Below are 15,644 nucleotides of genomic sequence, written 5' to 3'. Positions count from 1 at the left end.
GGTTATGGAAGCAAATCAAAGAAAAATATTAAAAGCGATCTGCTTAGAAATCAGACACATTCTTGAAGGACGATTTGAAGGTGATAGATTTATAATTGGAGACCTTGAGCGTCGATTAAATGAGATCGGTGTTTGGAGGGATCGTACATCTAAGAAAGTGGAAGAGCTTCCACATCTATCCTCTTATGATAAAGACGCTCGGCGAATCATTGATGCTTACATCCATTATCGCGAAGAGGCTGGAGTAAAAAAGGATGAAGCCGTGGCTGAATTTATACGTGAATCAGCTTATACTTGGTCAAATCGCCTACTTGCGTTAAGATGTATGGAGTCACGTGCAATTATTGATGAAGTCATTGTTCAAAAAGAGATATATGGTGGTCGTTCATTAATACACAACCGGTTTGTTAAAAAAAATTATAGTGCATGTAGTGGCGATGACGATGGGCTTTATAGTGTATTATTTAATGAATTTACTGCTCATTCGAAGGAACTTCCTGAAATTTTTGATCCCAATGCGCTTGCTGTCTCACTAAGACCATCTATAGCTGCCATAAAACGGATAATTGATTTACTATCCGGGAAGATTGTAATTACCAGCAATGAAATGGCTACTGATGACGTATTTATTGCTCAAGATACACTTGGTTGGGCATATCAGTATTGGAATGCTGAAGAGAAAGAACGCGTTTTTAAAATGGTTCGTATTAATAAAGGAGCAAAAATTGAGGGTAGAGACATTATACCGGCTACGCAGCTATATACAGAACCGTATATGGTAAAATATTTAGTTCAAAATTCTTTAGGTGCTATCTGGATGCAAATTCATCCAGAGTCAAAACTATTTGAACAATGGGAATTTTTTGTTAGGGATGCTAATAGAGAAATTATTGAAAAAAAGCCGATTAGTGAAATAACTTTTATTGACCCAGCTTGTGGCAGTGGGCATTTCTTACTAGAAGCATTTGATTTACTATATAACATGTATATTGAGGAGTCTAATTTAAAAAACTCAGAAGAAATTTGCAGAAATATACTTAATAATAATCTCTTTGGTATTGAAATCGATGAACGCGCAGCGCAAATTACTAAACTTGTGTTATGGATGCGAGCAAAAGAGAAAGCGATAGGATTCTATATTTCTAGTAATGAACCTTTTCATAAACATATTTTAGCTACAAATATACAGTTACCGAGTGGCAAGGATCATCTTGATATATATCTGGTTAAACATCCAGAAGATTTAATATACAAATCTACAATTGAATCTGTATTTGAAGGTCTTAATAATGTAAATGAATTAGGATCGCTATTACAAATCGAAGAACTAGTTGATAAAGAGTTAAAATATCTTGCGAAAGATGCAAAGCAAAAAATTTTTAGTATTAATTCTGGGACCTTAATCACAACGCAAACCTTTGAAAAAATAAAAAATGATATTATCTCAAGATTAATCGATCATTTTGATGTAGAAGCAAAGAACCCCGACCTTTCACAAACATTTTTTAGTAACTCAGCAGGAAAAGGTCTTGCATTATTCAACTTATTGGATAAGCGATACGACATTGTTGCTACAAATCCTCCTTATATGGGTTTAGGTAATATGGGTGAAGCATTAAAAAAATATATTAATAAACATTATAATTCAGGAAAAAATGATCTATATTCTGCATTTATACTACGTTGCATACAATTAGCAAATAATCATGGCCAAATAGCTATGGTTACTCAACAATCATGGATGTTTTTAAAATCATTTATTGAGCTAAGATGTGGTAAATGTAGTTCTAATAATCAAGAGCATCTAAATGGCATATTATGTGTAACTTGTGTCGAAACAATTGCTCATCTAGGGACAAGAGCTTTCAATGAAATCTCTGGAGAGGTTGTAAATATTGTATTGTTTAACCTCTCTAAGCGTAATTTGTCTAGCAATCATGAAATTATTATATATCGGCTAGTAGCTTATGGAGGCCCACATGAAAAAACAAAAATGTTATTAAAATTAATAAATTGCTCCGAAAATAACTTAAAATATCATATTAATCAAAAATTAATATTATCAATCAAAGACGCTCCGCTATCCCTCTATTGTCTACCACATGATTTAATCCCCGCATTAAAAATGCATCGATTCGGCGATTTTGGAGATGTGTCTCAAGGGCCTTCTCCAAATGTCAATAAGCATGTTAGATTTTGGTGGGAAATACCAAGATCTTATAATAATTGGGTATGGTATGTAAAAGGCGGTGGTTATGGAAAGTGGGCTGGTAAAGAATTATGGGTTGCTAGATGGCCAATTTTTTCAATAGACCCTAAATCCACTGTTCGTGGGGAGAAAAATTTTGGTAAAGGTGGCTTATGCTATACGACCGTAGCACAGGGAAACCTTAGCGTTAGAAGATTGAAAAGTGATACCATATTTAGCGATGCATCGTCAGGCATATTTGCGCCTACTAATGTTTTAAATTCAATTTATGTTGAATGGAACTCCCGACTATATACTTATTATGCAAGAATGCTATGTGGTAAATTGGATTTTTCGGAAAATTATTTAAGAGATTTACCATCACCAATATTAGATGATGCATCCTCCACGCTTATAGGTACCTTTACACAAAATTATAAATTAAAACTATTACAATATGATTTGTTAGAACGAGAGTTCTATTATAATAAAGTGCAATTCAACTCATTAGTTGAGGATCTTTTAAAATATTTTGCTCTATGTGCCTTTTACATTTATTAGAGGGCTGGGCAGATACTATAGTAATGAATAGTGCCAAAATATCGGATAATACAAAAAATATTGTTTATAGTGAAACTGGCTTACCTTCAGGTTTATATCCTCTAATAACAGGCTATGATAATTTACCAGTTAACAATATAGATTTTATAGAATTTCCAGAAGGATTTATTAGATTTTACAAAAATATCGAACGTGTAGATATAAATTATGTAGACAATATAAAGAAAAATTTAAAAGAAGATTTTGAGAGTGGTCTTAATAAAACAATAAAAAACGTTAGTTATGGCATTAATAATACAGAAATTTCGGAAGAAACCACAGAATCGTATATCCCTGCTGAGACATATATTGAGGAACTATCAACTAAGTATAAAGTACACCCAGTATCTATCTTTTGGCTAATTGAAGAGGGAATAAGTAAAGATGGCTGGAGTTACTTCAACGAGATAGATAAACCCTTAAAAGACAAGATATCAATAACTATCCTAAATTTATTTGGACATAGGTGGCCTAAACAAGTAGAAAGTGGTGATAATAGCCCTGAAGCTACAAATAATGATGGTATTATACCAATAATCTCAACCGGTGGTAGTAAAGCAATAATCGATTATATTGATGAGCAAATAAAACGATTTGGATCAGAAGATATAGAACTAATTAAAAAAATGTTTATTGAAACAACGAACATTAATTTTGAAAAGTGGCTTATCGAGACATTCTTCGAGTACCATACAACTCAATTCAAAAATCGTCCAATCATTTGGCAACTTGAAAGTACTCCTGTATCTCAATCTAATAGAAGATATGGCACTCCGGCGTTCTCATGTTTAATATATTATCATCGTTTGAATGCTGATTCACTCCCCAAAATCCGGAGCCAATATGTTGAACCGCTAATTAACCGCTACGAGACAGAATTAAGAACAATAGAGGCATCTTCACTGACCGGTGATCAAAATGCCCGCAAATTACAACTGGAAAATTGGATTAATGAATTAAAAGAATTTGATATTAAATTAGGGCTTGTTTTAGCGTATGGATTTTCTCAATTACCATTTAGTGAATGGGGCAAAGAGGGTGTAACAGATGTTGATCCTTTGAAACAAAGACTATCTAAAGAGACTATTGATAGATGGACATCTTTAGACGTCCATGTAACTAAACCTTCTAATCTTGAAGAATTTTATTCACAAGAGTCTCGATATGATCCTAACATCAATGATGGTGTTAGAGTAAATATTGCACCATTACAAAAAGCTGGTCTACTGGCGGTAGATGTATTAGCCAAGAAAGATGTAGATAAAGCAATTGCAGACCGGGCTGAATGGCGCGCCGACGAAAGGCGGTGGTGCCGTGAGGGTAAACTGTCTCGGCCTGGATGGTGGAAAGAGGAGACTAAGCAATGACGGCGGCATCTGATAGCTTTCATGCATGGTTGAAAAATGAAATTTCATCGGCATTAGCGCATAAAGCAAACGTGGGTTTAGAGCCATTCATCATCTGGTGCGATCCGGAGAATGAGTGGAACGAACTCCTGATTGCCGTTAGTGATGGCTCTTTCGAAATATGGGCTGATGAAGAGCATGAGCTAATCACAAGAGCACGCTTTTATTCAAACAAACGTGCTCCGAGAGTAGTTTGGCTGCCTGTCTCTCGCGAGGATATCACCTATTTTAAAGTATTCGAAAGCTATGCATCCGACGTTAAAGTAATGTCTCTGGCTCAAGCCATCTCGACATATAGCGACATTCCCCAGCGACAACTATCTGATCTCACCAACTTGAGGGCATACGTAAAGGAGTATTTCGATAAGCCAAAGGTAGCCTGGAAAGAGCTTATTGGCGGAGCCGACTCCAAGATTGTGGATGATGAAAAGGTTTTACAGGTGCTCGCTTCGGAGGGTCAGTCCTTCGAAGAGTTGCTGGGTAATGAAGTCTTCCCAATATTCAGCAGAAGAGTGGTGGATGATCTCGGGCTACCTCAACCTGATAATAAAGATGCAGATGGCTGGCGTATTAGAGCCCTGGCAACATTGCTCTGTACAGAAGCGGCAAAGAAATCTGATGTTGTCCCAGGAGATCATGACAAGATCATAAAAGACGATTCGCTCCGCAACGCTGCTATTAAGCTACTATCGATCTGGCAGAAACGTGTAGACCTTCAGGGACATTTTGAGAGCCTTGCTAAGAAGGCTGACGATTTGACATCTTTGCGATTCTGGGCAAAAAGTCTTACCATTATTCCTGATCCAATGGCTTCTCCCGCCGTTGAAAATACATTATTCATAAAAGAAGTTGAAAAGTTATCATCGATCGATACCTTTGAAGAAATGGCAAAATATCTGGACACCCATGTTTCATGTTATCGAGAACACGCTGCCTCTTTCTGGGGAAAGAGGGCTACTGGAAAAGTTCAATGGTATCAACTCGTAATAATGGCCTCTGTGGCCAGTCTTCTTTACCGGAATGACGGTGTTGAGAAACAATGGAGAAACACTGCAGACGCTGTCCAATGGTATGTTAACGATGGGTGGAAAGTCGATCTCGAAAGCGAAAACATCTTCAAAGAGAACCCTGGCATCCCTGGCATACTATACAATGTTATTGTCAAGCTAAGAAAGGCATATCTCCGGCACCTTGATCGCGTTAATGTGACATTCTCGGAATTGCTTGCAACATCTGATTTGGAAGACACAAAATTAAAATATGCTGGCGAACAGATCAAAGACCTCGTAGAGGCATCGACAACTAAAAACCCTGTTGCAGTTGTGGTGCTTGATGCTTGTCGTTATGACCTTGGGCAAAGTATTGCATATAAACTTAACGAGGGTGAGCCAGAACCCCGGGCTAGCGTTGAACCAGTTTTAGCTCCAATACCCACTGCTACCCCCATCGGTATGCCATTCTGTTTACCTGGGATAATTGACAAGATACATGTCGATCGGTCTCCTAAGGGCGATACAGGGCTACTTGTGACCGCTGATGGATTCGACAAAGATCTTACAATAGCGGCGGAGAGACGGGAGTGGCTGAAATCAGTTTATAAATTAAAAGATAAGCAATTCGTTAGTGTCAATGATATCCTTGACCCTGGTAAATCGAGTGATATTAGCGTAAAATCGCTGGGAAGACTTCTGTTTGTCTATGGCGATGATTTCGATACTCAGGGACACGAAGGCCAGCTTAAGCTTACTGGGAGTGAAGACCATGTTGAACGGTATGCCCTTGCTGTTAAACGACTCCGCAATATGGGCTATTCTACAGTAGTTATTGTCACAGATCATGGCTTTTTCCACTGGGAACCTGACCCTGACGAAGTTGAGCCTGAAAAGCCATCCGGTGAAGTACTATGGCTCTCACGAAGGGCAGCTGTAGGCATCGGATTGAGTCATAAGAACGCTATTAAATTAAAGGTACCGAAAAGCGATCTTGAATGTATGGTGCCCAGGAGTGTTAACTCCTTCAAGACCTATGGTAGCTTAGGCTTTTTCCATGGCGGAACGACGCTTGAAGAATTAATCATTCCAGTAGTTACTGCCAGATGGCCGAAGAAGGCACAAAAGATTACAGTTGTCTTAAAGCCAATATCCGACATAACATCGCTAACTCAAAAAATTGTTGTGGCACCAGGTGCAACGCAAACCGATCTAAGTGGTGGAGTGGATAAAAACCAGCTAAGCTGCCAGGTAATCATAAAAATATACAAAACGGATGGAAGACTATTGTTTAAATCAAAGTGTCCTGTCACCGTGCAACCTGGGGGCGAGCCTGAGCCAGTCGAGATTGTTAAGGTGGAAGGCGAGTCTGCTCCATTTGGCTCAGCGTTAGATATACGTCTGCTCGATGCAGATAATGAACAGGTACTGGAAACCCGAACCGTTACATTAAAGGTAGAAATCGACGAGTGGTTATAGAAGGGAAACATATGGCTGACGAGATCTTTATCGATAGGCTAGATACAAAGCTATCAGAGGCATTTCCGGGGCGTATCGTCCGGAAAGACCTTGTTAAAAAACTAAAAGTCGGCTTTAATATTCCCGTATATGTCCTCGAGTATTTACTCGGGAAATACTGCTCTACAACAGATGATGGGGAGATCAATAAGGGTCTTGAACTGGTTAAAAATGCCATATCCGAGAGAGTTGTCAGGGGAGATCAATCTGAATTAATAAAAGCCCGTTTGCAGCGGACAGGCTCACTTAAACTGATCGACCTTATATCAGTAACTTTTGACGAAAAAGTTCAGGGTGGCAAATTTTGGGCCAGGCTTGCAACTGCTGGCATCGATAAGATCCACATCGATAGTGAGATTGTACACAAGTACGAGCGGCTCTTAACTGGCGGTATCTGGGCCAACATAGAGTTAATCTACGATGATACACAGGGAAGCGATGGTGCTATAAGGCCATTTGTTATACAGCGATTAGCCCCAATTCAGATCGCCAGCTCTAATTTTGATGAATACGTAAAAGGTCGTAATCAATTCACAAAGGACGAGTGGATAGACATCCTGCTTCGATCTATGGGCTATGAGCCAACCAATCCTGACTTAACCGCTCGCAGGAAATTGTTATTCTTATTAAGGCTCGTTCCTATGGTGGAGAAAAATTATAACCTGATAGAACTGGGCCCGCGCGGTACTGGAAAATCGTATGTTTACCGGGAAATATCTCCTAACGTAATTCTATTATCTGGCGGTCAGGGTGGCGTCCCCGATCTCTTTGGATGGAAGAACAGAAAAGACAAGCCCGGTTTAGTTGTAAAGTTTGACGCTGTTGCTTTCGATGAGGTAGCCGGATCAAACTTTAAAGCGGACAGAGATAAGCAGATGTATAAGGGCTACATGGAACAGGGCTCATTCTCTAGAGGCGATGACAAAGGCACACTGTCTGCAGATGCCAGTGTGATATTTAATGGAAACCTCGACGGCGACGTAGAAACAACCGCCCGTATTTCTCATCTGTTCAATTGCTTGCCTGAAGCTATTAGGAACGATATGGCTTTCCACGACCGGTGGCATGCATATCTCCCGGGATGGGAAATGCCGAAAATGCAGACAAGCTACCTAACTGCTCACATGGGCTTCATTGCGGATTATATTGCAGAAATATTCCATAGTGAACTGCGTAGAAAAAACTATACCGATTTATATGATCGCTATTTCGCACTGGGGAGCCATGTTGAGGAACGAGACCGAAGAGCTATTGCTAAAACTACCTCAGGCCTAATTAAACTCATACATCCGGACGGCAATTGCACAAAAGAAGAGCTCCGTGAATACCTCTCATTTGCAATTGAAACTCGTCGTCGTGTTAAAGAGCAATTGAAAAGAATGGGTGGCGTCGAGTACTCGAAGGTTAATCTATCATATATCGATAAGGAAACTGGCGAGGAAACCTTCGTTTCGTGTAAGGAATTGGGATCTGTACAGATGATTCCTGACGGTCCGCTATCGCCTGGTGATTTATTCACCGTTGGTTTCGATGCAGATGAGTCTCGTTATTCATTATACAGGATTCAAATTAATGCTAATCCTGGCGGACATCGGTTGAATATCGTGGGGACGTCTGGCAAAGGAATTAAAGAAAGCGCAAAGATGTCTTATGATTATCTTAGGGCAAATGCAAAAAAAATCGGCATTGATCGGGATATTGATTCTTACGATTTCAATATTCAAATAATGAGCCTTATGCAAGGAAAAGATGCAAATGATTTAGGAGTAGCTCTGTATATTGGCATGATATCTGCAGTTGTAGGACGCCCAATATCTGGTGGCTTAGTGATTCTGGGGCAGATGAGTATACATGGTGTATTAAGCCGTGTTGAAGGCTTAGGCGATAAACTTCGTATAGCTATGGATGCCGGTGCAAAAAGGGTGATGATACCAACTGAGAATAAGCGTGACTTTGGCGAATTACCCTCAGAAGTAATTGATAAGTTACAAATCGACTTTTATGGTGAGCCTGGTCAAGCTGCATTCAAGGCGTTTGCAGAAAAATAATTATAATTATTTTTTACCTGATTAATGGAATCTCCATGGTGGCTATTATCTTATTTTTCATATCTATCAAAAGACAATTTTGTTATTATTAGGATTATCGTTGTATTTATCTCATTTATTTGTAATCGTAATATTAATATGTCTTAAAGGCTTTCCATTATGCTGTGATGGCATGCTGAGCGACCGTCCGGACTTTGGGGACATCAATGATATTTATAAGCAATTAAAATCCAGGCGTTCTGGAAATATTATTTTTCGTTTAGATATTGATGAGAAAAATTTGTATGTACCAGGAATTAGCTATGAGCTTGCCCGGGCTATGGGTGTGCGTATTCGGAGAGACGACTCTATCGATAAGGATGACCTGAGAAGAGTAATCATCAACAAATTTAGGTCTCTCAACACGAAGAGAGTAGAGTTCCTGGTAGAAAATGTCTTTATCGGGGAGGCAAAACATGAGGGAAGCGGTCGCTGGCGACTGAGGGTTCGCCCCGATATCCGGGACCATGATGATGTGACCGTCCTGAATCATACTCTTGTAATCGTTTGTGTCAGGCAGGCCAAGCGACTTCATGTTACCAGGTTATCTATGGAAATCATGCCCGGGCGTCCTCATATCGCCGAGGGATTGTTGGCTGGTCCGGTTACGATAGTCGAAGGCCTGAGTGAATCGTACCTTACAGATGAAGACTTTAAGTGGCTGAATAGTTTAGTCAAGCGCAAAGATCATCTGGAAAAGCGGTTGTCTGAGTGGGAAGAATACCTTAAAGTTCACTTGAGCATCATCAAAAATAAAGAGGGGTGGCTGATCTATCGCAATCTTCAGCGGATTAGTCCTACTCAGGCCAGTATCGAAATATTCACCCGACTATTCTCAAAGAATGCCAATAAATCCTTCTTTCCACTACAAGATGTCAATATCATTAAAGGTGTTCCTGCACCTGCGAACGGTGACTGGAAGCCCGATGAAAATACAGATGATTCTGTCAATATTGGTGCTTTTGAGAAAGGTTGCCCGATCCGGGCTATCTTTAAGGATCAGGATAAGAAAAAGGACGACTGGATCACCGTCAACATCGATCTGATCGATAAATTTGTCTGGGAGCCGGGGAGAGAAAATCGTTTCAGAGACCCCTTGGACAGATTAACTAAACCATCTGATGGCGTTTTAATCAATTCTACTCTTAGAGACTCGCTACCTCTGATGTTGCAACAAAAGGCCATCGATCGTCTGAAGGAGACCAATTCTGCCAACTGCAGGCTCGAAGATTTCATCTTTGGTATAAGCCAGGCTCGCCTGCCTACCAGAGATGAAGCCATCGATCGCGAGACTCTTGTCGAGAAAAAGTTAAACCAGAATCAGTATCTTGCCTTACAAAAATCTTTGAATACGCCAGATATCGCCTTGATTCAAGGTCCTCCGGGGACTGGTAAGACCACTGTGATCGCCGAGCTGTGCAATCAAGTCACCCTTAGAAAAGGTCGGGTATTGCTTGCCTCTCAATCCAACCTGGCGGTATATAACGCGCTGTCCAGGCTTTCAAATAAAAGTCACATCATGCCGATACGCATTGGACGCTCATGGAAACCAGAGGATGGAGAAGATGAGTTTGAAGAGGAGAACGTGATTCGGCGCTGGTTTGGTGGTATCAGGTCGAGCATGGAAGAGCAGACGCAAAAGATCGAATTGCTGAAAAGTGATCTCAAGCGGTATGAGTCCAGTATAGAAGAAGTAGAACGTACCCTACATTTTATTGGCGGTCTGGATCAAAGACTTGCAAGTATCGACGAAAAAATTGCAGATTTACGCAATCGTAGTGAGAAATATTCCTCGAAGATCGAAGATTTAAATGATAAGAAAGCTGACTACGAACGATCGATCGAGATCTTGAAAAAATTGTTTGATCCCGATAGACTGAGCCTGGATGCGCTGGAACCGGCTTTAAAAGAGTTTCCTGGGTTCAAAGATTTCTTAGTTGAAAAGGTAGATGTGCTGAGTGATGTTTACGACCCTGCTAATTGTAACATCTGGAAACGGTGTAAAAATGATACAATATTAACTACATTATTTGCTAATATCGTAGTCTTGAGGAAAAATAATGCCGTTGTGAACGATCTTCTTGGTAAACTGAATGACTTAATAGTGTCTGCCCAATTGCATTCGGAAACTAATGCGGAAATTAATCTGTTAAAACAGAAGCGGGCGAAATGTACGGAAGAGATGACGCAAGTCACTGATGCCAATGATCAGCGTATCTTCCGGGAGATCGTCGAGATCAACAAACGAATCGCAGATCTCGAAGGTAATGTTAAGGCTTCGATAATCCATTCGCAGTGGAAAGCTGAATTAATTAATCTCAGTCCTTACCTAAACATTTTCAGCAGCTTCGAAAATATGATAGAATATCACCCGTCAGACGGAGTTACAATTGACGAGCTAAAAACATCTATTAAACCCGATAAAAAATATAGGCATGTCATTAGGCGTCTTACGCTGCTGATGCAATCGATCGTTAACAGATCGATAGAACTTGATAGTTCTCTTCGGAGCCGGGTGCAGTTCGCCATAAACGATAAGGACGCGCTGCTTTCGGAAGTTATCGAAAATGTGAACGGTTATAAGAGAGAGTTGGATTCTTTAACCACTCAAGCTTCCGTACTGCAGACAGAGCAGGCAACAATAAACGCTAATCTGGAAAACGCCAGGGGTAAGATACAGTCTGAGATAGATATAATAGAGACATTAAGACAGAAGTATCTGATCCTACTGAACCGTACTCTTACTCCTGTAGACTGGACGGAGGATGAGGATTTTCTGTCTCAGATAAAATCTGAATACGACGATATCTATTCGGATCAGAAGGAAATAATCCGGGAACACCAACATTGGGGTGCCTTGAGAGCCGAATGGGTAAAACGCATTAAAAAATCGGAAGAGAATCCTTCAAAAGAAGATTATGAGGATGTGAAGGAAAAATACATTGAGCTCGCAAATGTTATTGGTGCGACGTGTACTGAAACTGGCAAGTATAATTTCTGGAGCAAGCATGGCAGAGACTTCGATCTTGTCATTGTGGATGAAGTATCTAAAGCCACTTTGCCAGAGCTTCTCATGCCGATGCTTCTGGGAAAGCAGATCATTCTCGTTGGTGATCACAAGCAACTGCCTCCCATGTTCAATATAAACGAGCGGGAAGTGACTTTTGACGAAGCTCAGGACAGTGTGGATGCTAAAGAGGAACTGGCTGAGAAGCTGAACAACTTCAGAAAGCTGGTTACCTCTTCGTACTTCGAAGAAATGTTTACGGATGCTGACGATGGCCTTCGCTCCCGCCTTACCGAGCAATACCGTATGCATCCTACGATTATGCGTGCGGTAAATCAGTTCTACCCTGGTAGATACACTTTAACCTGTGGTTTGAAAGACCCCGATAACGAAAGAAGTCACCCTTATATCTTTAATACTAAATCAGGTCGCAAATCTCCTAAAAATTCACACTTGATGTGGGTTGATTCTTCTTACAGGGTTGAGGCTGGTAGGAAGATACAGAATTATGAAACGCGCGAGGATAAGTCTCATCACGGCTCTGAATCTCGGTTTAACCTCTTTGAAGTTGATGTAATCGTGAACCTCTTGCGACAGATCGACACAGAATACAAAGGTGACGCAAACAGCAAACAGGATATCGCGGTTATCTCATTCTATATGGGTCAGATCAGGAAGCTTCGGGAAAGTATCAGTGCAATGAAGAATGCGGGCGAACTGAAAAATCTAAATATTCGTCTTGGAAGCGTTGATCGTTTCCAGGGCATGGAGCGTCCTATCGTCATCGCAAGTCTTGTTTCCTCTCCCTCGCCTGACGATCGACGTCAGACTCCGACAGGCCATGTGAAAGAATTCAGAAGGATCAACGTAGCTTTCTCCCGGGCACAGTCCCTCTTGGTGATTGTAGGTTCTGCGGACGTATTCGAGAATCTGACCATTCGTATTGACCACGAAGGAGAAATGATTAGAGAGATGGTCTATAAAAACATCATTAACATGGCCGAAGATGGTGCTGACGGCTGTTGTTTTGTAGGGGGCTATGACCTTGTCTAAAACGGGTATTAAAACTTTCACTCCTGTGCTACTGAAACGCTTTACTGAAAAAATACCTCTGTACGATGTGCAAGTTCGCGTGAAAGTCTCTCGCAAAAGAGATATACGCTTATTAGAATGGGCTTTACTTGCTCCCGTGGCCAGTATCACACCCAAACCTGGCATTACTGACATTGCGAAAAAGTTGGGAATTTCTAAACAGGAATTTTTAGAGGTCGTCGCAAAAAAACTGGTAGTACTAGGTATGATGGTACAGCTCGATAGTGATCACTATGAGTTGACGCCTCGTGGGGAAAAGCTGTTTCGCGAGGGTAAAGTTATAAGCGATCCGGAGGACCAACTTCTCTCTATATCATATGAGCCTGGTGAAAAAGAGTGGTTAGTAGGTTTCAGACTACCCCGACTAAAAGATGATGAGGACTATTCTGACATTGTTGATTTGAATAACTTGATCCTCTCTGATCTGGTTATCCACCAGCATGGTCGCGAGATCAAAGCTATAGAAAAGGGGGATGAGGTATTAGATTCCCAGATCGAGGGTGTTCGCATAAGAGAGCTTGATGTTTCTGTCCGGCTTATTCTACAGGCTGAAGGGCTCGAGTTTAAAACCGACGGATTATCGGATGATGTCGACCTCATCATCTCAAGATCGGTAAAATCAAAATTATCTACCGATGGGTGTCTGACTGATCATCTAAGTGATTTCATAGAGCTTGGAAAAGCATACAGTAACGTTGAAAAAGTCAAGCCTTATGAGATCGCAGATTCCCGGATTTTACCGGTCACCGATGTTGATACTGAGATCTCCCGGGTCTTGCAGGATAAGCCCAAATGGGCTATGGCCAATCTTGCATCTGTGATTAATAAAGTCATGTCAGCTGGTACGAAGGTAATTGTGGCAGGACTTCCTAATCACCAGAACGTTTTCAAAGCGCAGGCATCTCGTGACCAGGTAATCTTGTTCGATGATCATGTCATTGGTTCTAACTTGCTGATCACTGACAAATGGTTACTCAAAATTGTCAATGTAGTCTGCGAAGAAAGTGAAATACCTGTACTGGTCATAAATAACCTCCATGCACAGACGCAATATCAGGACAGTCTGACCGGACTAATAAACTGCCAGATCGGCGAGAACAAGATTTCTGCATACCTCGCTCGGTTTTATCTTGTCACCAACCGGACAAATTACGATAGCCTCGTAAATTATGTTCTCCAAAATCCTGGCAGACCTGATACTCCTACTATAAAAGATCTTATGGGTATTAAAAAATTACTTGGCGATAATAGCTATTCGGAAGTGGAACTATCCCTTTACAAATCTTTATTGAGCACCTATTCGCTGGATCGGCTGTTAAAGAACGAAGATGGCCTTAGCACTTTACTTTCATCCTTATGTAAAACCAGGGTTTCCACGTTGATCCGATTTGATTTAGATAAAAATACCATTAAGGAAATAATAAGAAACTACGATCAAATCTCTAAGAAGTTTGAAAAGTGTGATTCATCTCTAAAACCGATCTTAAATGAGGCAATATCGGATACGTTAGTAGATGTTACTTCTGATTTGGGCCGCTTTGGCAGAGATAAAAGCGCAGAGAATATCAGTAACTCTTTCAAATTAATGGACCTGATATTGTCCTCCGAACGTAAAAATGCAGTTGGAGAGTATATCCTAATGTTGATCAGGGATACTGATAGTTCCGCTGAATCTATGCGCTCATGGTACTTTAAGCTGAAAGACCGGGGCTATACTTTAGATATATCCGATGCAGAGCGTTTATGTAGGAAAATGGTCGAAGAGCTGGATTTCAAATGGTTTAGCTCGGAAAGTGTTAGAAAAATAGAAAACATCAACGTTAACTGTAAAAAGCTCTCATCTGAGTTCACTTCCGTTAGCAATTACTTTAATCTGCCTGACGTAAGTGGATATGTCTCTAATAAACAAGAGATCCGAGGATTGTTAGATAATCTCATAGGGCTGAGCAATATCTACAATGAGCTTGATAACGCCTATCTCAAGGATATCCTCGGAGCCCAGGAAGACTATCTACGAACGGGTTCGCCAGATAAGTCCCTTGATTTATTGTTGAATTTCATCGATATCGTACGGAAGATCGAGAGAAGCAAAGAGGTACAATATCTAACGATTAGTGATGATTTTATCGTGGATACGGTATTATGCCAGGATGACATTGTCTTAAAGAAGCATAAAAATGTCTTAGAGTCGCTGGGGCTCTTAAATATTATTAAAGCGCGCCAGAAAACTTTGGCAAATGATAGTGCTAATGCTCCTTTGACGTCTCCTGAACAGGTACCTCCGTTAAAGAAGATAGTCGTCGATGGTAGTAATGTGGCGTGGCAAGGCCAGGACGGAAAGGTCCCTCTGGCATCCCAGATCATTGTCGCATATTCTAATCTTAAGCGCAGTGGGTTTGAAACGATATTAATCATTTTGGATGCCAGTCTAAGACATAAGCTTGGGCTTAAAGAATATGAAGATCTTCAGGAGTTCTTTAAAAATGAGATAACTGAGGGAACGCCTGACATCTTGTTAGTTGCTCCAGCTGAAACAAGAGCTGATGAGTTCATCATAAAAAATGCGATCTCCAACGATATGATGATTTTGAGCAATGACATGTACCGGGATTTCAGAACGATGAGTGCGGATTATGAACAGGAGATAAGAAAACGTCTCATAAAGTACATGTTTAACCCCTTGAATACTAATGAATTGCAGTTGAGTTATGATCCTGAAAAGATAAAAGAGGCGGTAAATTGAGCTCATATGGTGTG

Annotated in this window: 6 protein-coding genes; all 6 read left to right on the top strand. The window is 40.6% G+C overall.

Annotated features, from left to right (window positions below):
• The first annotated feature begins 4 nt into the window (after positions 1-4).
• Positions 5-2,749, top strand: coding sequence for an Eco57I restriction-modification methylase domain-containing protein (locus ACPLPM_RS12585; RefSeq protein WP_424357123.1), 2,745 nt, complete (start codon positions 5-7; stop codon positions 2,747-2,749).
• A 23-nt stretch (positions 2,750-2,772) separates the two neighbouring features.
• On the top strand, positions 2,773-4,155 hold the full coding sequence (locus tag ACPLPM_RS12580; protein ID WP_424357122.1) for a hypothetical protein: 1,383 nt from the start codon (positions 2,773-2,775) through the stop codon (positions 4,153-4,155).
• Entirely contained in the window at positions 4,152-6,662 is a 2,511-nt protein-coding gene (locus ACPLPM_RS12575; RefSeq protein ID WP_424357121.1) for a PglZ domain-containing protein, read from the top strand. Before ACPLPM_RS12580 ends, ACPLPM_RS12575 begins: the two co-directional genes overlap by 4 nt.
• Before the next feature lie 11 nt (positions 6,663-6,673).
• Positions 6,674-8,749, top strand: coding sequence for a protease Lon-related BREX system protein BrxL (brxL, locus tag ACPLPM_RS12570; protein ID WP_424357120.1), 2,076 nt, complete (start codon positions 6,674-6,676; stop codon positions 8,747-8,749).
• A gap of 172 nt (positions 8,750-8,921) precedes the next feature.
• On the top strand, positions 8,922-12,848 hold the full coding sequence (locus tag ACPLPM_RS12565; RefSeq protein ID WP_424357119.1) for a DEAD/DEAH box helicase: 3,927 nt from the start codon (positions 8,922-8,924) through the stop codon (positions 12,846-12,848).
• Entirely contained in the window at positions 12,835-15,630 is a 2,796-nt protein-coding gene (locus tag ACPLPM_RS12560; RefSeq protein ID WP_424357118.1) for an NYN domain-containing protein, read from the top strand. The genes ACPLPM_RS12565 and ACPLPM_RS12560 overlap by 14 nt, the downstream gene beginning before the upstream one ends.
• Positions 15,631-15,644: the final 14 nt, after the last annotated feature.

Origin of the sequence: Methanocella sp. MCL-LM (assembly GCF_049676595.1) — an archaeon.
Classification (GTDB): Archaea; Halobacteriota; Methanocellia; order Methanocellales; family Methanocellaceae; genus Methanocella_A.
Note: the sequence above shows the minus strand (reverse complement) of the source record. Positions and strands in the feature narration are given on the sequence as shown.